The 19,963-nt window shown below is 34.9% G+C and carries 25 protein-coding genes; 12 read left to right on the plus strand and 13 right to left on the minus strand.

All coding sequences use genetic code 11. From position 1 onward, the window contains the following. Window positions 1-63: 63 nt before the first annotated feature. On the plus strand, window positions 64-1,038 hold the full coding sequence (locus AC4BHA_RS00385) for a Gfo/Idh/MocA family protein (RefSeq protein ID WP_490557943.1): 975 nt from the start codon (window positions 64-66) through the stop codon (window positions 1,036-1,038). A gap of 69 nt (window positions 1,039-1,107) precedes the next feature. Here the strand turns inward: AC4BHA_RS00385 and AC4BHA_RS00390 are convergent, their stop codons facing one another. Beyond that, window positions 1,108-1,311 (minus strand): hypothetical protein, encoded by a 204-nt coding sequence (locus tag AC4BHA_RS00390; protein WP_066103850.1) that lies wholly within the window; start codon window positions 1,309-1,311, stop codon window positions 1,108-1,110. A 302-nt stretch (window positions 1,312-1,613) separates the two neighbouring features. Between AC4BHA_RS00390 and AC4BHA_RS00395 the strand changes: the two genes are divergently transcribed. Continuing rightward, window positions 1,614-2,573, plus strand: coding sequence for a YsnF/AvaK domain-containing protein (locus AC4BHA_RS00395; RefSeq protein ID WP_066103848.1), 960 nt, complete (start codon window positions 1,614-1,616; stop codon window positions 2,571-2,573). A 45-nt stretch (window positions 2,574-2,618) separates the two neighbouring features. Here the strand turns inward: AC4BHA_RS00395 and AC4BHA_RS00400 are convergent, their stop codons facing one another. Both AC4BHA_RS00400 and AC4BHA_RS00405 read right to left on the minus strand, forming a co-directional pair. After that, a complete protein-coding gene (locus AC4BHA_RS00400) occupies window positions 2,619-3,050 on the minus strand; it encodes a MarR family winged helix-turn-helix transcriptional regulator (RefSeq protein ID WP_139891943.1) in 432 nt (143 codons plus the stop codon). Between the two features lie 6 nt (window positions 3,051-3,056). Continuing rightward, complete coding sequence (locus tag AC4BHA_RS00405) at window positions 3,057-3,539, minus strand: glutathione peroxidase (protein WP_139891942.1); 483 nt, start codon at window positions 3,537-3,539, stop codon at window positions 3,057-3,059. Window positions 3,540-3,693: 154 nt separating this feature from the next. Here AC4BHA_RS00405 and AC4BHA_RS00410 point away from each other — a divergent pair, with 154 nt between their 5' ends. The 3 genes from AC4BHA_RS00410 to AC4BHA_RS00420 all read left to right on the plus strand — a co-directional run bounded on the left by AC4BHA_RS00410 (window position 3,694) and on the right by AC4BHA_RS00420 (window position 5,054). Next, the gene (locus tag AC4BHA_RS00410) at window positions 3,694-4,350 is read left to right on the plus strand and encodes a hypothetical protein (RefSeq protein WP_139891941.1); all 657 of its coding nucleotides are present in this window, start codon (window positions 3,694-3,696) and stop codon (window positions 4,348-4,350) included. 21 nt (window positions 4,351-4,371) lie between these two features. Continuing rightward, window positions 4,372-4,563: a YkvA family protein gene (locus AC4BHA_RS00415; RefSeq protein ID WP_066103840.1), complete on the plus strand. Its 192-nt coding sequence runs from the start codon at window positions 4,372-4,374 to the stop codon at window positions 4,561-4,563. Window positions 4,564-4,829: 266 nt separating this feature from the next. Next, a complete protein-coding gene (locus AC4BHA_RS00420; RefSeq protein WP_066103838.1) occupies window positions 4,830-5,054 on the plus strand; it encodes an NINE protein in 225 nt (74 codons plus the stop codon). Between the two features lie 113 nt (window positions 5,055-5,167). Here the strand turns inward: AC4BHA_RS00420 and AC4BHA_RS00425 are convergent, their stop codons facing one another. From AC4BHA_RS00425 to AC4BHA_RS00440, 4 genes are all read right to left on the minus strand, one after another. Further along, entirely contained in the window at window positions 5,168-5,902 is a 735-nt protein-coding gene (locus AC4BHA_RS00425; protein WP_490557944.1) for an exonuclease domain-containing protein, read from the minus strand. Further along, entirely contained in the window at window positions 5,889-6,881 is a 993-nt protein-coding gene (locus AC4BHA_RS00430) for a DUF294 nucleotidyltransferase-like domain-containing protein (protein WP_490557945.1), read from the minus strand. The genes AC4BHA_RS00425 and AC4BHA_RS00430 overlap by 14 nt, the downstream gene beginning before the upstream one ends. Window positions 6,882-6,939: 58 nt before the next feature. After that, window positions 6,940-8,214 (minus strand): ammonium transporter, encoded by a 1,275-nt coding sequence (locus AC4BHA_RS00435; RefSeq protein WP_490557946.1) that lies wholly within the window; start codon window positions 8,212-8,214, stop codon window positions 6,940-6,942. 146 nt (window positions 8,215-8,360) lie between these two features. Next, window positions 8,361-8,690, minus strand: coding sequence for a MerR family transcriptional regulator (locus AC4BHA_RS00440; RefSeq protein WP_066103828.1), 330 nt, complete (start codon window positions 8,688-8,690; stop codon window positions 8,361-8,363). Between the two features lie 234 nt (window positions 8,691-8,924). On the opposite strand from AC4BHA_RS00440, the gene AC4BHA_RS00445 reads away from it, so the two are divergent. The 5 genes from AC4BHA_RS00445 (at window position 8,925) to AC4BHA_RS00465 (ending at window position 14,860) form a co-directional block, all read left to right on the plus strand. After that, the gene (locus AC4BHA_RS00445) at window positions 8,925-9,227 is read left to right on the plus strand and encodes a MerR family transcriptional regulator (RefSeq protein WP_066103826.1); all 303 of its coding nucleotides are present in this window, start codon (window positions 8,925-8,927) and stop codon (window positions 9,225-9,227) included. A gap of 223 nt (window positions 9,228-9,450) precedes the next feature. Continuing rightward, a complete protein-coding gene (locus tag AC4BHA_RS00450; protein WP_257469042.1) occupies window positions 9,451-9,579 on the plus strand; it encodes a hypothetical protein in 129 nt (42 codons plus the stop codon). 587 nt (window positions 9,580-10,166) lie between these two features. Next, window positions 10,167-11,132 (plus strand): hypothetical protein, encoded by a 966-nt coding sequence (locus tag AC4BHA_RS00455; protein ID WP_139891938.1) that lies wholly within the window; start codon window positions 10,167-10,169, stop codon window positions 11,130-11,132. Then, complete coding sequence (locus AC4BHA_RS00460; RefSeq protein ID WP_490557947.1) at window positions 11,110-13,068, plus strand: McrB family protein; 1,959 nt, start codon at window positions 11,110-11,112, stop codon at window positions 13,066-13,068. Before AC4BHA_RS00455 ends, AC4BHA_RS00460 begins: the two co-directional genes overlap by 23 nt. Further along, complete coding sequence (locus AC4BHA_RS00465; protein ID WP_490557948.1) at window positions 13,052-14,860, plus strand: hypothetical protein; 1,809 nt, start codon at window positions 13,052-13,054, stop codon at window positions 14,858-14,860. The genes AC4BHA_RS00460 and AC4BHA_RS00465 overlap by 17 nt, the downstream gene beginning before the upstream one ends. A gap of 223 nt (window positions 14,861-15,083) precedes the next feature. Here the strand turns inward: AC4BHA_RS00465 and AC4BHA_RS00470 are convergent, their stop codons facing one another. The 3 genes from AC4BHA_RS00470 to AC4BHA_RS00480 all read right to left on the minus strand — a co-directional run bounded on the left by AC4BHA_RS00470 (window position 15,084) and on the right by AC4BHA_RS00480 (window position 16,377). Then, window positions 15,084-15,266: a hypothetical protein gene (locus AC4BHA_RS00470; protein ID WP_066103818.1), complete on the minus strand. Its 183-nt coding sequence runs from the start codon at window positions 15,264-15,266 to the stop codon at window positions 15,084-15,086. A gap of 359 nt (window positions 15,267-15,625) precedes the next feature. Beyond that, entirely contained in the window at window positions 15,626-15,874 is a 249-nt protein-coding gene (locus AC4BHA_RS00475) for a hypothetical protein (protein WP_066103816.1), read from the minus strand. Window positions 15,875-15,990: 116 nt separating this feature from the next. Next, window positions 15,991-16,377 (minus strand): hypothetical protein, encoded by a 387-nt coding sequence (locus AC4BHA_RS00480; protein ID WP_139891935.1) that lies wholly within the window; start codon window positions 16,375-16,377, stop codon window positions 15,991-15,993. Window positions 16,378-16,627: 250 nt separating this feature from the next. Between AC4BHA_RS00480 and AC4BHA_RS00485 the strand changes: the two genes are divergently transcribed. Both AC4BHA_RS00485 and AC4BHA_RS00490 read left to right on the plus strand, forming a co-directional pair. Then, complete coding sequence (locus AC4BHA_RS00485) at window positions 16,628-16,792, plus strand: hypothetical protein (protein WP_175354257.1); 165 nt, start codon at window positions 16,628-16,630, stop codon at window positions 16,790-16,792. Between the two features lie 351 nt (window positions 16,793-17,143). Next, window positions 17,144-17,674 (plus strand): hypothetical protein, encoded by a 531-nt coding sequence (locus tag AC4BHA_RS00490; RefSeq protein ID WP_490557949.1) that lies wholly within the window; start codon window positions 17,144-17,146, stop codon window positions 17,672-17,674. A 990-nt stretch (window positions 17,675-18,664) separates the two neighbouring features. On the opposite strand, the gene AC4BHA_RS00495 is transcribed toward AC4BHA_RS00490, so the two are convergent. The 3 genes from AC4BHA_RS00495 to AC4BHA_RS00505 all read right to left on the minus strand — a co-directional run bounded on the left by AC4BHA_RS00495 (window position 18,665) and on the right by AC4BHA_RS00505 (window position 19,846). Beyond that, window positions 18,665-19,105, minus strand: coding sequence for a hypothetical protein (locus tag AC4BHA_RS00495; protein ID WP_490557950.1), 441 nt, complete (start codon window positions 19,103-19,105; stop codon window positions 18,665-18,667). Between the two features lie 67 nt (window positions 19,106-19,172). Continuing rightward, window positions 19,173-19,364, minus strand: a complete 192-nt coding sequence (locus tag AC4BHA_RS00500; RefSeq protein WP_066103809.1) for a hypothetical protein — start codon at window positions 19,362-19,364, stop codon at window positions 19,173-19,175. Window positions 19,365-19,399: 35 nt separating this feature from the next. Then, complete coding sequence (locus AC4BHA_RS00505) at window positions 19,400-19,846, minus strand: YaiI/YqxD family protein (RefSeq protein WP_066103808.1); 447 nt, start codon at window positions 19,844-19,846, stop codon at window positions 19,400-19,402. Window positions 19,847-19,963: the final 117 nt, after the last annotated feature.

Consider the following 19,963-nt stretch of genomic DNA (forward strand, 5'->3'; position numbering starts at 1 on the left):
TTCATTTATATTATAATGAATGTAAATATTCTATAAATTAAATAAACGAAATTGAGGGATTCTATGAAAACAATTCAGTGGGGTATTATTGGACTTGGTAACATAGCAGAACGTTTTGCGAAAACGGTGAAAGCAATGGATGGCGTTACTTTAAAAGCAGTCGCCTCCAGGACGAAGGATCACGCGCTCGAATTTGGCCGAAAATACGAGGTTGAAGAAAAATTTTGTTATGGTACATATGATGAGCTAATACAGGATGAACAAATTGATGCTATTTATATCGCTGTTCCACACCCATTTCATAAAGAAAATGCGATTCGTTGTTTAAACCATGGAAAAGCCGTGCTTTGTGAAAAGCCTGTTACAATGAATAAAGAAGAAGTTCAAGAAGTCATCCATGCTGCTAAAGAGAATAAGGTCTTCTTTATGGAAGCGATGAAATCACGCTTTATGCCAATTAATAAAGAAATAAGAAACCTCGCCAAGGAAGGTGTCATTGGAGAGCCTACTTTCATGAGAGCGGAACTCGGTTTTAAAGGGGAATTTGATCCGAAGGGGCGCATATTTAACCGAGAACTTGGCGGAGGATCATTATTAGATATCGGGATTTATCCTATCTCATATTGCGCTTATTTACTTGGAAATAAACCAAAATCGATTCAAAGCTCATTACAATATGGAGTAACAGATGTAGATGAAAATGGGACTATACAATTAAGCTATGACAATGGATCGTTTGCTCAAATTTACTGTACGATAAGGGCAAATACACGAAAAGATGCAAGTCTATTAGGCACAGACGGCAGTATTTATATACCGTATTTTTCAAATGCCCAGTCCGCAACAATCACCACCCCAAATAAAGAATGGACGATTGAAGAACCTTTCGAATTAACTGGATTTGAATATCAAATCCGTGAAGTAGGCCGATGCCTTCAAGAAGGTGTGCTTGAGAGTCCACAAATGACTTGGCATGATTCTATTGAGGTCATGGATATCGTTGATCAAATATTTGCTAATAATGTTTTAAAAGGATGAGAGGAGAGCCAATTAGGCTCTCTTTTTTTAGAAGATTTATTGGTTACGAGGTGTATGAAAATGAGTAATTTAAGACAAGAAAATGGGTAGAAGGGTCACGATTAAGCCAACCACTAATAAAATTGTCCCAAAAATACGAGATAACAATTCTTCGTCACCTGAAACACCGTTCCACAAAACAAGATTCACTAAGAAGAGGGCTTTATTCCTTAATACTAAAAAACCAATAAACATAATAAAAATACCAATGATTAAGACTGCTAAAGTCTCCACATTCATTCACCTCCGAAATATTCTTCACACTCTTCTTTGTTTATTTTAACATAAATATCCAGTTTACTTTATGAGAATTAAGGATTGAGAACGGGTGTTTATTTGCCCGATTCCCCTAAAAAGACAAAGATAATAAAAAAATTTTAAAAAAATAAAAACGAGAACCTACCATATATGCAAAAAAACACTTGACATAATCAGGGTGTTGATTCTCACTTTATTGTTTATTGATTTCCAGTGTGGGTATATTTTAACTGTGAAGCAAATATTATCCGAACAAAAATTGCTAGGAGGAATATAACATGAATAAAACAGTTTATGGAGTTTACACACAAAGTGCAGAAGTCGTACAGGCTATTAATAGTTTGAAAGCAAAAGGGTATGATAGTTCTGATATTACTGTAGTCGCAGATAATGCAGATAAATTAGATTTGATGGGAAATTACACGATAGATAAAGATGTTAAAACAGTATCAAATGATGAAGATTCCTTTATGGATAAAGTAGCAAAATTCTTTACATTGGATACTAATAATCCAGTTGAAGAGAAAATGAGAACGGACTATGGTTTTACTTCTGAAGAAAGTGCACGCTATGCAGAAGAAGTGAACAACGGAAAAGTTTTAGTTCTTGTTGATCAAGATGCACAGCTTGGAGATACAATTGGCATGGATCGTACTGAAGATGTGAATTCAGGAGCAAATGCTTCTGCCGCTCTTAATACAACTGATCGTTTGGCAAATGATGATACACTAACTGACGAAGAAAGAAGAATTAAACTTCGCGAAGAACGATTAAACGTTGATAAAAATGAAGTGAAAACTGGAGAAGTAATTGTTAATAAAAAAGTAACGGAAACACAAAAAGAAGTTGAAGTACCAGTGGACCATGAAGAAGTTTATATTGAGCGACGTAAAGTAACAGATCGTGATACGACAGATCAATTGGGTGCTATCACTGACAATGAAGAAATTCGTATCCCTGTAACAGAGGAAAAAATAGAAGTGACCAAAAAGCCAGTTGTAACTGATGAGATTGTGATCGGTAAAGAAAAAGTTACAGATACCAAAACCGTTCAAGATACCGTTAAAAAAGAAGATGTTCAGGTTGACAAGGATGGTAATCCATTTGTAAATGATCATAATACAACTACTCGTATGGAGGGTACCTCTGTACAGGATTCTTCGTTAACAGACGAAGATACAGACCGTTTAACTGCAAAGCCATATCAAAAAAATAAGATTGATACTGATAATCTTTAAGAGTAATATAAAAAAAGCTGTCTCATTGAGACAGCTTTTTTTAGCTTAAAGACTTTTTAACTTTGCATTGAGTTTATTTACGTATTCCATCAATGCTTGATACTCCTCGATTTCTAATCCACATTCCTCAATTTTCGACTTAATGGAATCAATGATATTATTTTTTTGCTTATATGCTTTTTCTTGCAGAGAGATCAGCATCATGCGTTCGTCCGTCTTAGACCGTTCTTTTATTAGCCATCCGCTTTGCTGCATCCTTGAAATAATGGGATTTAACGTCCCAGTTCCCATATTCAGCTTTTGCCCAAGCTCTTTCATTGGAACTTGATCTTGCTCCCATAAGCTCAATAAAACTAAGTATTGCGGATACGTTAAGCCAAATGGCTTTAAAACATTAGAATATAGCCTCGTAAATTCATTGGTAGTTTCGTATAAAACAAAGCATAACTGTTTGTTTAATGCAACATCCTTCTCCATAACCTATCACTTTTCCAATTCTTCTTCTATATCTTTTTTAATTTTTTCGGGAGCGGTGGTTGGAGCATAACGCTCGACAACTTGACCTTTTTTATCAATTAAAAATTTAGTGAAATTCCATTTGATTTTTTTGCTAAGGAGACCTTTCTGTTCAGTCGTTAAATACTGAAAAAGCGGGTCAGCATGATCACCATTTACATCGATTTTCGCAAAAATCGGGAATGTAACTCCATAGTTTATTTGGCAAAACTCGGTGGTTTTATTAATATCATCATATTCCTGACTATTAAATTGGTCGCATGGGAATCCTAATACCTCAAAGCCTTGGCTGTTAAATTTTTTATATAACTCCTGAAGTCCTTTAAATTGAGGCGCCAGCCCACATTTACTGGCTGTATTAACGATAAGGAGAGGCTTGCCTTCATATTCTTTTAAAGATTGCAATTTGCCGTTTGTCTTTTTTACTTCAAAATCGTAAACACTTTTCATCGTATTCCTCCCTTTATATCGTGTACGATATAACTATACAATATATGGTAGGGTGAAACAAAATTTAAAGCTATACGTATAAGGTAATAGAAGGAAATAGACAGTGAAAAGTATAGCTGGTAAACTATTATAAACTTAATAGAGGTGAATTATTTTGGGAAAACGATTGGCGTGTATGCATGCACATCATTCAAATATTCATTATATTGACGAGGCATTCTCACCCTATGAGGTAGACCTTATACACTTTGTGGATCCAGGTTTAATGAGTCGTTTAACTCATGATTTATCTTTTCAAAAAGAACAAGCTGGTATGAAAATTGCAGAACAAATAAACTGGATGGAGAGCTGTCAGGTAGATGGGATTCTTCTGACATGTACAAATTATATTGCTCTGTTACAGGAAGAACATGTAACATCCAAACTACCAATATTTAAAATAGACGAGCCTTTTTTCGAAGCAATCTGCGGGGTTACTGAACCACAGACTATATTCTTTTCGAATCCAGGAACTGTAAAGGGAACGATGGACCGACTTCATCAATATGCTGCTATAAAGGGAAAGACATTACCTATTAATGTTCATGTTATAGAAGGTACATTCGATTTAATGATGAAGGGGATGACTGAACAATATAACGAAAAAATAGCGGAATATATTACGTTATATCGTCAAAAATCTCAAGATATCCTATCAGTTGGTCAACTATCTATGTATGATGGTGCTAAACAAACAGGTCTTGAGATTATTAATCCGTTGGATACGCTGGTAAAACCGATCGTCCGTGGACTAGGTTTAAATAAAAGCTAAAATAAAAATGGAGGTAATCCTATGCTGAAAAAATTATCGAAGAAATCAAAATTTGCTATCGCTGCTGCCGGATTATATTTAGTATTACCTACAGACGTGATACCTGACTTTATTATCGGTTTCGGCCAAGTGGATGATTTAGCCGTAGCGGGCTATGTTTTTAAGACAATCTATGAAGATCTTAAAAAATCAAAAAAAGCTATTAATCAGTAACTAAGTTGAGAATATCTGATAAGGAATGTCCCGCAATTCAGTGTTCGTACGAATCAGATGAGGTTTATGAAAACTTACTGATAAGCTAATTAGCATTGAGAACTGGTTGTTTTCAGATGCGTACTGTAAAAGTGGTTACTCCTTCTAGTATTATGTATAATTGTTAAATTTAGCAGGTAGACATAGCTGTTTGCTTCTTTCATAATGATGGGCGAAGGCTATGAATACTTGATATTATACATAATATAGAGAAAGAAGGACTTATTTTGAGAGCACAAAGAAAATCATTTGGAATCGCGTTACTACTATGGTTTCTTCTCGGAAGCATTGGAGCTCATAGAATGTATATACATGAACGTATCCATTATATCTTTTGGTATTGGTTAGCGGTTATGTGTACATTTTCTATCATTCTATGGATTGATCTGTTTAGATTGAAAGGTATGATTGATAGACAGTATTACTACGACCGCGGTAAATATGGGGTTTAAATTTATGTAGTATTTAATGCTAGAGGGGGTTAAGAACCCCCTCTTTGTAGTTTTATTACACTCAATTTATTTTACTTAATAGTCTAAATGGATTATTAAAAGATATATGGCCCTTACCTATATCTGGCTATGTGATTATATATTTCACTAAGGTTTTTAAAACCTGCTTCCTGGGCTTTTGATAGATAATAGCCCCATAAGCGGGCCGTCATGAAGGCATCTCCCAATGCGTGATGTCTATTTTTGATTTCTATCCCGCATCCAGCACATAAGTCTTCTAAGGCATTTGAGCTGCTGACGGGATTAAATAGTTGTGTTAAGAAAGAAGTATCAAGGATTCTATGCTGGAATTTTGTTCGAGTCACGTCCCAAGTGAACTTGTGCATAAAGCTTTGCTCATGCTGAGAATGATGGGCAACCAGACTTTTAGTCGAGACAAATTTAAAGAAATTCATCAGGACATCTGAACTCTCCGGAGCGGCTTGAAGTTCTTTACCTGTAATATTCGTTAGAGAAGTAATTTCAGGAGATAAAGGGATGTCCGTCTTAATCAGTGAATAGAAGCTTTCTTCAGTTAATATCTCACATCCATGCATTTTCACAGCACCTATAGAGATCATCTGATCACCTTTGTCAGGGAAAAATCCTGTTGTTTCGATGTCAAACACAACCACATCAAGCTGATCAAGAGGACAATTTAGAACGTCCTTTTTACGCGCTTCCTTTTCTAGCTGTCGCATAAAAGAGATATTTTGCGGAGTTGCTTGCCCCTGTACACCGGCGAGTACGTTCGAACTGATCTTACCGCTCATTCCTCTGAAAAATTCGATAAAATCATTCATTCCCATTCTGATCACCCTTTGCCGCAAGCATTTTCACATATTCAGTCAGTTGAATCCCATCCTTGATTATGTCCTTAACATTTTTCTTTTCTACTTTCGATAGCTTATTCACAGCCAAGTAATGTCCGGATTCATAGTCTGTATGAATTCCATAGACCAGCCGATATGTTTGTAGTTTGGCAAACTGATTAGCATATTTTTCTCGATTTTGTTTTGGTAGAACAGAATCCGGTACACCTTTAAGCCTATCGATAGTGGTGGTTGCATTTAATTTTTCATTGATTGCGAGAATTCTTCCGGCATTCACATATGGGTATATAGCAGATTCCTTTATATTTAAACAGCCAGAATATGGGCCGTGAGTTTCTAAAAGTAACTGTCCGAATACACCAATCGTTTTTTTTATATGCATTGTATTATCCAGGATACGGGTTAATAGATGTTTTTCATCAATTAGTTGATAAGAATACTGTTTTAATTGCCGTATAAACCTTTCCTCGCCCCGAAATGCTCGACTATCCATAAAAGTAAGCAAATAACGGATAGATTCCCATGAAGCATCATCTATCCAATCATTTAATTGTTGCATCCACTGATTGTATGATCTGCACCAGAAAGGATTACTTGCCATCACTTTACCTTCACAAAGGCTATATCCAACTTGCATTAACCCCTCGGATATTTCTTTCCCTAGCGATAAGAAATAATTTCGCACTTCTGGATGATTGTGTTCAAAAATGATCCCATGGTCCTGATCGCTCCAAATGCCTTGTTCTTTTCGACCGGCACTTCCCATAACAAAAAAGCAAAAAGGGGAGGGAGGAGACCCCAATATTTGGGTTGTCTTATTAAAAGCTATCGTGATGGTTTGCCTTATGATCTCGTCATGAAGCAAATTCAGTTCATCAGGGCTTAAGGTTATTGAATTAAATTGCTGTTTTCGATAAGCCCATATTTTTGAATAGTCCTGATTCTCGGTTTCCATTCAGACGCTCCTTAATGGAAATGATCCCCTGAACTAAGCACAGTTCAGGGGATACCATTTACATGATAGATTTATCAGTTGTTTCATTTTTAAGTAATTCAGGGTAACCATATGCGCCATGCTCACTCATATCCAATCCCATAATTTCTTCTTCCTCCGTAACTCGAAGGCCGCCCATTACTTTTTTCATACCTAACAAAAGAATATAGGATACCAGAAAAGCAAATCCTCCGCATACAACGACACCCAAAGCTTGAACACCTAATTGGCTAAAGCCGCCGCCGTAAAATAAACCAGCTTTTCCGACAGTGGCCAGCTCTTTTGTAGCAAAAAAGCCAGTGGATAAGGTGCCCCATATCCCAGCAGCTCCATGAACGGAGAGAGCATAGATTGGATCATCAATTTTTCGAGCTTCAAAGAAACGGATACTATAAAATACTAGGATTCCAGCAACAAATCCAATGACTACGGATGCCCATGCTTCAACGAATGCACAGGATGCCGTAATGGCAACCAGACCGGCTAATGCTCCATTTAACATCATGGATACATCTGCTTTCCCCATGACAATCCAAGAAATAATCATCGCAGCTATCGTTCCGGCAGCCGCGGCAAGATTCGTATTAACTGCAACAAATCCAAAGAATCCTGCATCCACTGCTACCGTACTGCCGGCATTGAAACCGAACCATCCAACCCAAAGCAATAAAACACTTAATGCTGTGTATACTTGGTTATGTCCATATAAGTTATTAGCTGAGCCATCTTTATTAAATTTACCGATACGCGGTTTCAAATGGATCGTAGCTGCCAAAGCTGCCATGGCACCAGTTAAGTGAACAACAGTGGAACCGGCAAAATCTTGTTTACCATGATCAGCTAACCAGCCACCGCCCCAAATCCAGTGAGCGATAGGAGGGTAAACAAGGGCAGAGAATAAAACGGCGAAGAGTACATATACACCCATTTTCGCTCGTTCTGCAAATCCCCCAAAAGCAATAGTTATCGATATTCCGGCAAAGGCTGTTTGGAATAAAAAGAATACGGCTCCAGATAAACCAACACCATCGAGATCATACCCAGAGTAAAAGAAGTCAGATAAACCAATGAATTTACTTAAACCAGCTCCATCCCCAAATATGAATCCAAAGCCTATTGCCCAAAAGACAATAGAAGAAATTCCGAATGTAAGAATCGTTTTACCTGCGATATGTCCAGCATTTTTCATTCGAGTGGATCCAGTCTCTAGCAGGATAAAGCCACCAATCATCAAGATGACTAACACTGCTCCCACCATCACCCAAAGGCTATTCATTAAAAAAATCGTATCCATAATTCCACACCTTCCTAAGTAAGTTTTCCTTTACTGTCTGTATTGTCGCATCATCAGGGATTGGAATTCTACAACCATGTAAGGAAACCTAACGTGGTTTTTATGGAAATGAGTGGAAGTGTATGTGCAGAAGGAGATAAACCGGTCTAGTTGTATTTTTGAACACCAAATTGAGCATTTAATTGCCCTTGAATCATTTTTTTGTGCGTTTTAGCTGCATCTTCTTTTTTCTTTTCTCTAAGCATTTCTTGCCTGATCTCATAGGTCTGTATGCCGTCTTCAATTTTTTCAGCTATATCCATTAATAATTCTATATCTGTAAAAGAATATTTCCGACTTCCGCCATTGTTTCTAGCAGGAAAAATGAGTTTACGTTCTTCGTAATAACGGATTTGCCTTTCCGATAACCCAGTTAATTCTTTGACAACACCGATTGTTATGACTTTTTTATCTTTATATGAAGTCTCCTGGCTCACCTGCAATCCCCCTAAATATAGTAAAATGTACCTTGATATTATCTCACATAGATAGAATTAAAAATACTGAAAATTCAAAAATCAACTAATCAACATCAAAAAATTCTTGATAATCTATGCAGTTGTAAAAAATATATGTCAGAACATCTCCCAAACACCTTGAGATTAACTGTAAACAAGTAATAATCAACTATATAGCAATTCATATAGCCTTATTTAGGGGGGGAGGGAGCTATGTCATCATATAAGGATAAGAAGGTTATATCTATAGGCATTGTCAGCGAACTAACAGGGATCTCCCAACGGAAAATTCGTTATTACGAGGAACGCGGATTGATTTTTCCCGAAAGATCAATTAAAGGAATTCGCAAATACTCATTTCAAGATGTAGAGACCTTAATGAAGATTGCAGAAAAAATGGAAGAAGGTGTACAAACAGCAGAAATTAGAAACGATATGCAACGCAGAAAAATTCGGGATGAAATGATTAAGGGTCAATTAAATGCTCATTTTCGTTTTAGGAACTCAGATAAATAAATGGTATTCCATATAAACAAAATTCGGGAGTATTTGTCATCATTTTTAAATCAAAGACTACTAGGTATTTGTATATGAAGTGAGAGACTACTCTTAGAACAAACCTTTTAATGCGTGTTTTGTTAATCGCAAACATAAGAATATATTCAGCTATACGAAGTATATAACCGCTGAACTTTGGACACTCTGTTAATATTAGAATATGAATTAACAGAAGAGAGAAATGAAGCGAGTATATCAAATTTCTTTAGGCGACCCAATTGGCAACAGTATGATTATAAACGGCAAATGGTACAAAGACGCAAGGGACGCATTGATAGCGCGGATCTCGTTAATTGCTGCTTATGAATAAGTATATGGTGTGAAAATTGCTTGTGATGATTCAGGAGAACTTCATAGAAGGGTAGATAATGAAAACTCTATATGTATCAACGAAGGTCGAGTTACCGGAGCAAGCATCCCTGTAATGAACGAAGCATATGTTCAGGTAGAGTGGCAAGATGTAACAGATGATTTTCCTACATCTGAACCAAAGTTGCCTGAAAAACCAATAACTTAAGAAGAAAAGTTCATTATTGAAAATCTTAATGACTTTTTCATTCAAATAGATAACGGTGAAATCATTATCAACAGCCACAACTGAAACAAGACAGTAATTAAGTTGACTATTGCTCAATATCCAAGTTAAATCTCATTTTAAAAACCTTCATTACTAAGATGATGGTTTTTTTGTTTTTACACTCCTGATAAACTATAACACTTTTGCAAGGCAGCTCGGTGTTCTTCTATATGTCTTTGCAACTACTCTATATATTTATGAAACCACTTTCTCTGAATTTGAAACCTCCGCATAATAAGGTATCTGAATAGTTTGTTAATATCGAATTTATTAAAAATAACTTTTCTAGTATAATTTAAGTAAGCGGCAGAGTTAGGAGGATGGCGATGTATGAGCTTTTTTTAAAGATAATAGATAAGCTTGATAGCAAACAACTAGAAGACATATTCAGAATTAACAAATTGCGCGTTAAGGGCTTTCGTATTAACGGCCCATCAAGCCCTACCAAGACAAAGACAATGAAAAGGATACTTACTGAAGTATCTGAAGAAAAATTGATAACTTTATTAAAAAAAGCCGCTGAGACATATACAAAAGAAAAAAATAGAGATTATTCTTGGGCTTTAACATCTACCATTGATGAAAAAATGCTAACAGAAAAGATCGAGAATACTAGTATCGGAGAAGTTGCTTTCGCGTTGATTTTCGGGGATAAGGTTAGCTTATTAGAAAAGTATCTAGGAGATTCACAAAATGACAACATAGCATTCAAAAAAACAGAAGAGAAGACTAACGAAGAAGAATCACTAGTCAAAAATCTTCGATCCATTATCACCAAACTAGAAGAAGAGAATAAAAGATTACAAGATATAGCGATGAAGAGAAGAAAAGCTGTTTTAACACAAGAACACGAAAACAAAGGTTTAAAAAAAGATTTAAAATTAGCCAAAAAAGAAAACCAAAGATTAGAGAATGTACTTACGAAATTAAGAGAGGAATTGAGGCAGTTCGAGATAGAAAACGAAGAACTAGGCAAACTGAAGCTCTTGTTTTACGGAAATGACTCTTATAGAAAATGTATAGATTCTAAAGTGACGACTTTAGATTTTTTAAATTATGAATATGCGAGTGGAGGCATCGATGAGATAGAGGACTATAAAAATTATCATAAGTTAGTCGTGCTTTCTTTTACCCTAAACAAAAAAGAAGAAGCGAAATTAATTGCTTCAAAAATCTTTAAATACTTTGGAGAAATAGGAAATGCACTGTTTATTGACTCTCTAGAGAATTTTGACCAGTACATTGGAAGAATGGAGGGTTATTATGACCGAAACCAAATGGTTTGAAACAAAATTCCTTGGCAAACTACAGGACACGGACCATTTCTTATTAACGAAAGAGAATTCAATCATACGCTTTCCAATCAAAGTGATTTCTAATCCACCAGAAAATATAACAGATGATATAACTAAGCGAGTAACCAGTTTTTCAGGGGAGTTAGAAAACTTAGGGTTTACCGACGATAAGGACTTAACACCTGAAGAAAGATATAAGGAATTGACCGATTTTTTAAATGTACATTATCTAATGTTCAAAATTAAGGCTAAGTATAAAGAAAATGACCAAACCTTTTATAACGCATACGACTTAGAGGTTGTTAGAAGGGAATCAAACAACGATCATACGTATTTTCCAATCCCTTTTATTCGAACTAATTCAGGTAAAAAAACAGTAGATGTTATCCAAAAGTTAACGAACAACGAATACGTCCAATCGTACTTTTCACTATCTAAAGAATCCGAGGACTACCCTTCGTTTGTTTTGATAGGTGAGTACAAATCTAGCCTTGTTAAGGAACCATTTTCGGAGCCAAAACTTGATAGGTTATATGCGTTCGGTCCTATTGAAGGGATTGAGTATTCGGAGGAATATCAATTTAAATTTATCACGAATAAAGAGAATACATATTATAGAGAAATCAGTTTAAAGGAACTAGGAGAGTATTACTTATCTAAAGGCAAAGTAATGTTTGTTACAGGCGAAAAGGATAATGAGATTAGAGAATCCTTGATAACAAAAGGACGCAAAGTAAGTCCTCAAAAAGCCAAATCAAAAATCGAGGATATTAATGAACTAGAATTTTTGAAAGTGTTCGAAGAGGTTGCATTGTCAAAAAACCTACTTTATACACCTTTAGATTTGTATAACTTCCATACGGCTATGAAGAACAAAAGCCTTGTGATCTTAGCTGGGTTGAGCGGAACAGGGAAATCACGTATCGTACAGTGCTATCACGAAGCTCTTAATAAATTTGCCAGCAAGGGCAGCGATTATTCAAACGTCAATAAAAGTAAGTTGCTATTCGTTCCTGTAAGACCATTTTGGCAGGACGATACGGATTTATTAGGATACCTAGACAGCTCTCAAGGCATATATAGACCTGGGGAGTCAGGGTTAGTTGATTTCATCATCGAGGCAAACAACAACCCTGATGAATGTTACATCGTTTGTTTAGATGAAATGAACTTAGCAAAGGTGGAGCATTATTTTTCCCAGTTCCTATCCGTATTAGAGAGAGAGCCTGATGATAGACACATTAATTTATATAGCAGTAACTTAAACGGGCGTGTTTATAACCAAAACGTATATCCGTCTGAAATTAAACTTAGTGAAAATCTTTTGTTTGCGGGTACGGTTAACATCGACGAATCTTCATTCCAATTTTCAGATAAGGTGCTTGATAGAGCCAATACGATTTCACTTGGACTATGCCCATACAAAGATGTACGGGAAAAACTTGCAACTGCCCTTAACGAAAAGAAAGAGTCACCTAAAGGGGAAGTTGAGACTGAGGAACCTTTAAGAACCTTCATTAAGCTAAAAAGTATGCAGAAAAACCATAAATACAGTGTATTGACTGCAGAAGAGATTGATATCTTGTGGGAAATCAACCGCTTAATGCAGGAAGCAACAGACCAAATTGGCGTAGGATATAGGATTGTTAACCAAATTGAAGAGTATATAGCGAATATTCCTAACTCTCCGCAATTTCCTAGAAGCAAAGCATTCGATTTGCAACTAACACAAAGAATTTTTCCGAAATTAAGGGGTTCCCAAAAGCAACTCGGAGCGCTGATTGGTAAAATTCAAAACGAAAAATACGAAGAAGGGCATCTTTATAAATTGTTAAACAACAACCGAAGTATTTCTGATTTTGATTCAGCAAAAAGAAAACTAGTCAATTTAGCTAAGGAGCTAGATGAGTATGGGCATACCATTTAACTTGCTCTTTTTTTCGAATAAGAACACTGTAGGAGACTTGGTTGTTAGTTTTTCAACTGATTTAGAAGAAGCTTTAAAAAATCTTGAAGAGTATAGTTACTCCTGCACCGAACTGTGCGATTTAAGGGTTAAATTTGAATGCAACCAACCGGACGCTAAGTTATGGATCGAAATAATGGATATGTTGCCCGAAAAGTCATTTAGAGATTCTGAAACCGTGTTTTTTCATCCTTCGCAAGAAATCAGAGGTCTCTACTTAAATTTTGAATCTGATTTCAATACGGATAACCTTAATTTCAGCTGTCTTTTACCTGGTGTGTACAGAATGGTAGTCACTGTTCACGATGAAGAGTATTATGCTTTCTTGAAAGTGACCCCTTCAAGGATCCACGTAGAACAACTAAATTTAATGAGGGGAGAAATCGAAGGAACCTTAGTGGACCTCGCTAAGGAAACAGCAGTTAGACGAAATTTTGCTGGGTTTGAAAATGATTCAACCAATGAATCTATAACCCGCAAATACGACTTCTTAATTTCAAACTCAGTGGCTTTGATTAACAACATCAATTTAATATTACGAGAGCCTAGATTTAAAATAACCAAAAAATATATGTATAAATCGTTAGGACAGCCAACGCGGAGCGACCTGAAAACGACCCAATTAAAGCAGAGCAGACACACTTCCACCCACAAGGTTCCTAGCTACGATTATATAATTGACTACAATCTTTCGATAAACAGCAATTTAAAGAAGATGTTAGAAGAATTTTTAGACAGCATTTTCTTGGTAGAAAAATATGTGAAGAAGAAAATTGTGTCTTTAAAAAATGACTTGGCATTGCAAAAAAGATATAAATCTCCCACTGATATAATCGATAAAAAATTAGTGATTGAAAAGGAACGATTGGAACAATTTAAGAAGCTAAAAGCCAATGTTATTTTGGCTTTGGAGGAAAATTGGTTTGAAAATGTCGATGCACATATGAATAATCAAGAGAAATTAACGCGATTTCCCTATTATCGAACCATATATTCTTTGTATTTGCAATTAAACAAAGGGAGTACGTTTACGATCAACCCTTTCAAACACTACATTTACTATTGGAAAGAAACATCAAAGTTATATGAAATTTGGGGATTTATTAAACTGTTATTAATGCTTAAGAACAACAAATATTTAAATTTCAATGAAATCTCGGGTTGGATATTTGATCATAATGACGATTCGATTTATCCATTCTTAGACCCAAACACGAAAATAACTCTCAGAAATCCTGAGGACCTCGTATTGAATGTTTGGTACGATTCGTTTATTTCTAAACCACCCGAAAAAGCCGATACATTCGATAACCCACTAATCACTGTGGAAAAGAGCAACAGACCGGACTTTAGGATGGATATTTATGACCAAGGAGTGTTTAAAGGGAGCGTCTTAGCGGATTTCAAATATAGATCTTATGACAAACTGGGCACTCTAGGCGTTTACACTCGTAGTCGCGATAATAACCAAGGCTATAAGGTGTATTCTCAACTCGTCAATTATTCAAATGTGAGGTCGTTTTACTACAACACCACCCGTAAAACGAAGTATGCGAATCCAGCCATTAAGAGAGTGTTTGGCATATTTCCACAGAAAGAGAACAAATCTAATTTTTTTGAATCTGATGACGCAACCACAATCATCAGATGTTCTCTTTCACCAGGAGTAGAATTCAAGGATATCGAAAATGAATTTTTGGACATTATTGAAGAAGCTACAGGACGCGAATTGGAGAGAGGAAAGGGAATATAATCACGAAGTATACTATTAAAAAACCACATCTCAGATGGTGTGGTTTTATTCTTTTACTTTTATAAATTAACGCATTTTTGTAAAGCTGCTCGGTGTTCTTCCATATGTCTTTGCAACTTCTCCAATTCCCCTTGGTGCTGCCCCAATTCAACCTCGTGATAGAGTTTTTCTATTCTTGATACATCTTTGGGTAAATTTTAAATCGTTGATGACTTAATGACCCCTACATTGTTTTGGATATCGGGAAACGCACACCCTCACAAACAAAAGCGTGCTCTGTTTCCTCCAGGACTTTATGTATTGTTGTTTTTAATGAACAAATGGTGATTGTTACTTTAACAATTTCTTTGACCCCGTTTAATTGTTCTCTCTTGTATTGAATTAATGTGTGTACGGTTCCCCTCATAGAAATTCCACTTCATTCCTTTAATTTTCATCAGTATACTGCCTCTTCTGGAACTTCCTGATGATTAATCAAAAAACGATACTTAATAAATCGTTTGTAGATTAATTAAAGTAAGAAAGACAAACCTAGCTTCTATTGCGATATATCTAAAATACTGCGAAATTTACTCATAGCTTAAACATTTATCACATGTAAAACCTTTATTTGAACGAATTGAACTAGTTAAAATCGAGGAAGAATTGGAGCGGCTGCAACAGCAAATTTTATCATAAACAAAAAGGGCATAGCGGATTTTCTATGCCCTTATCATATGAATACATCTATGATCTATAACGGATTGTCTTAGTAATAATTATGTTTTATCCTATCTGCTTTTTTTGTTTCGCAGTAATGAACATAATCTCCAATAAAGCAAGGGAGATACCGCGTCTATCCTCAACTGTATAATGCATGGATATATCATGCTGTAATGGGCTATTTTGCACAGTACGTAGAAACTCCTGGCCTCTTGATCCAAAATTATTCTGTAACTCTTCATAGAGCTGATCACGCAATAAATCCAGTTGGATAATCATTTCAGCCAGTTGCCTTTCATTCTCTATTCTCATACTGTATCATCCTTCCACCTTATTAACATAGTTTATTATAAGTGTAGAGGATTCATATAGATCTGTCTTTAATCTTGTTAACCTTTCTAACGCACATTTTTCTTAATATCTGACCGTTATACTTCTTTCACTGAAATAGCCTTGGAGTAAGTGATTAGCTTGCAGCTTTCAAAATCCTCTTCCTTAAGGAAGCCAAGCTTAATAGCAGCATTCATCTTTTCTTCATCTGGGATTTTCACTGTTTTAATTAATTCATTCATATTTAGTTCTTCTAATTTATATACAGTTGGTACAGTACTGTATTTTTCATATTTGCGTATCTGCCTTTGAAGCTTTATACCATTGTCGATTAATTCACCTTTATTATTTGCACCTACATGATGATCAAAATACGTATGAAAAACCTCTTTCAGTTTTTCCATTTCCATTTCAATCTCTTTTTTCTTCTTGTTGAGCTCATTAAATCTCGTAATCATATCAGCAGTGATAAGAGTATTATTCATATGATCCCTCCAAATTAACCTGTTTACTATAGGTTATTTTGGTAGAGAAGAGAATATGTCCTTTGAATAAGAGAGAACTAAAATAAAAAGCTACATCGAAGATAGATCCGAATACTGCAAATTTTTAACTTATTTAATTATAAGTGATTATGTAAAGAGAAGCGGGAGATTAAAGGACATGCTATAAACAAGCATACATAAAGTGTTACCTGGTAAACCTATATGTACATAATATATAGGAGGTACATATATGAATAAGAAAAATAGTAAAGCAGAAATAGTAGGAAAAGAAAAGGAAGAAGTGAATTCAATAGACCCCACGTTACAGGATTCCTCATTTGATATTGAATTAGAATATGAAGTACCACCAGAACAGCCTTATGAAAAGAATCGGATTAATACAGAGCATTTGTGAGTGGCCGTCTTTTATTGTTAAGAGACATAGAAAGAGATCACCGGGTTCGGTGAACGGGTAGAAAAAAATAAATAACGGATTAATTAGGGAAACTTCATCTATCATTAATGTTTTATTGAATTTACACATCAACATCAAAAATACGCATACAACTTAACAACACCCCATAGATTTTTGCGGTGTTGTTAAAACACGTACCGATACCTTTCTGCATAAAGCAGTTCCTCTTACACTGATTTGATGCTTGATCAAACCTGGCAGAAAACAGGAAACACCCATATTAAAATGGTAAATAAATACATTTAAAGATATAATCAGATATAGGAAGTTTGCCAAAAGGGGGAGGTTTATGTGAAAAAACGACTGAGTGATGAATTTGCAACTGTTTTATTTACTTTACTTCTATTAATGTTAGTGGGTTGTACCGAAGAAAAGAAAGCGAAAACACAAGATGAAAATATTCAGACCGTTGAAGCTGTATTACAGAATAGTCTTACAGGTCCAAGTGATGAATTAAAACAAATAGTGGATCAAGAAAGCGAAGAGAAACTTGCAACTTTACGGCAATATGAAGAAAAGCTATTTAAAGATTATTTTGCAAATGAAACATCATATACGGAATTCGTTAATCGCTACGGTTCAACAGTCATGATAGAACCAATAAAAAATGATTACCAATTGCAAATTAAAAACATTGACTACGAAAAGGTAGATGAAAAAGATAGCGTGTATGATTTCTCAGTAGAAATACAGCTCCAAAAAGGAGGTTCTGAAAGTTCAAAAGATCAAATCGTGACTGGGCAAGCCAATTTAAATGATGAACATAAAATTGAAGTGATGTTAATCCGTTTAGATGGTGTATATAAATCTATGATGAATTGACCACATGTTATTTGTATTTATAATTTAAGAAAATATAGTTTTATAACACTAGATTAATCTGTCTTTTAAAGTTGTGAATCATACTTTATGGGCAGTTTTTTTATTGTGAAATAGAGAAGATGAATGGGGATTGACACTGCAGATTCCATAAAAACATGAATCTTTTTTTATCAGCATTGTTATAAACGATACAATTTAATGAAGCGACGAATCCGTACCTGGAATAAGTCTTAACAAAATTATTTTTATCGATTGCTACTAATTTATAGAGTTAATAAATAAATGAGAAGTAAAGTTGCCATAATAACATTATGTAAACTAAAGTAGAAAGCCAGAAGTAAATTTGGCAGCAAGACTATAAAAACCAATCAATTAATTTAACCCTAAATCTACGTACAAGTTAAACATTTATAAGCTTCATAATTCATTTACAAAAGTAAAAATAAAATTCTATAGAGAATCTGTTCAAGATCAAATTAATAAAAACAACCAGGGATTATACAGATTAACTTAATGAAAAAATAAAACTATATAATTAAATTAAATAAATAACCGAAATCCATAGTTGAAAATTTTTCTGTTTTGTCTCAATTGCTAAAGTAATCTTGATTAATGAGACGCTTGTTTAATTAGTTTTCACAACTTCCTATAATATATATTATGTAAACTAGAAAAAATACACAATGATTAGAGGTTTCCCCTAGGTATGTGACTAATGACATATAGATATATTCCTTAATGACATATACAAATCACCCTTTCTTCTTATTGTCCGTGTGGAGAAAACGATTTATAAGATAAACAAGATCCAAAGTAGGATCTGTTTCAGCTAGGAATAAAAAATGTGTAAATCTCTTTTTTTATTAACTGAGAATAATTCATTTAATGAATTTCCTGATGTATAGCTTGTTAAATATTCTCCCTGGAAAACTGGATTTTCCATGATTAATTTCCATTTTTGCCAGTATACCTGTTAAGCATTTAAGCTTTTTAGGTATTAGATGTACGAAATATTTCTTTGAAATTCTCCGTATACTGTTCAGCTAATTGTCTATCTACTGATACGGTCAAATGTTCTTTATTCTGATTAGCTGTAGGTGTCCAATTAATTGAATGTTTAGCCATTCGTATACTTTGAATAATTTCCTTACGAATATTTGAGAACGTTGCCATGTGTGATTGAATTTCTAAGTCTTCTGGATTTGATATTTGCTTAGGGCGTATTATAATGTCGTCTAACTCATATGCATTATCTTCGGAATAACAGTCAACAACTAATTTCCCCAAGCTTTGCTGTAGATTACGAGCTTCTTTTAGTAATGGGATTTTGACACGAATAATTACATCCTCCCAACGGTGATTATGTTTATTAGCAAAAACCCCAGGACACGATAGTTCTATACCTTGTATTACCCAGCAACCTACTTTCATATTTTGGTTACTAACTTAATCCACTTATATCTTCAGCATTTTTTAAGTGTAAATAAGATATAAGGATCTACTTTTTGAGCTGATCAAGTGCTTGGTAAGCTGCCTGATACTTTCCTCCATCCGCAACTTCTGAATGGTACAAGGCCTTGATGGCATTGTTTTTTTCAAGACCATGCTCAGCCTTTAACTCTTTAAAGCGTGTATGCAGTTCTTTATTTCCCTTAATTAGTTGTTGCATTTGCGATTTTGAATACTTCAAAATATTTATCTCCTTTTTAAATCTCTGAGTTTAGCCTAATTTTTAACAGAAATAACCTGTTTAAAAAGATTCCTAAATTGCTCCCGGTCTTCAGCTGTAAAAGGCTTTGGTCCTTTTGTTCGCTGTCCACCTTTTCTAGCCATTGCACTTAAATAACGTGTTTGTAATAATTGGTCAATATTTTCATTTGTATATCTAAAACCTTTATGGTGGAGGACGATAATTCCTTTTGCTAAACCTAGTGATGCAAGACCATAATCTTGCGTAACGATAATATCTCCTTTTTCCACTAACTTCACAATTCGAAAATCTGCAGCATCTGCTCCAGAATCAACATAAATGGTTTTCACTCCTGATGGCTGTTCTGCATTAGAAAAATGAGAAAAGCTTGTAACAAGGATAACCTGTATTTCAAAATCGCTTGCTTCAGAAATAATAATATCTTTCACTGGACAAGCATCTGCATCCACATAAATTTTCATCTTTCCCCTCCCATTTAGAAGTTCGACTTACTATTTAACTTAATCTTTTTCAACTATAAAAGGGACTGATGACTTTTGTTTAAAAATAACAAAGAGTTCTTCCTTTTGCTGTTTTTT

The organism is Pradoshia sp. Z3_51 (genome assembly GCF_058215915.1).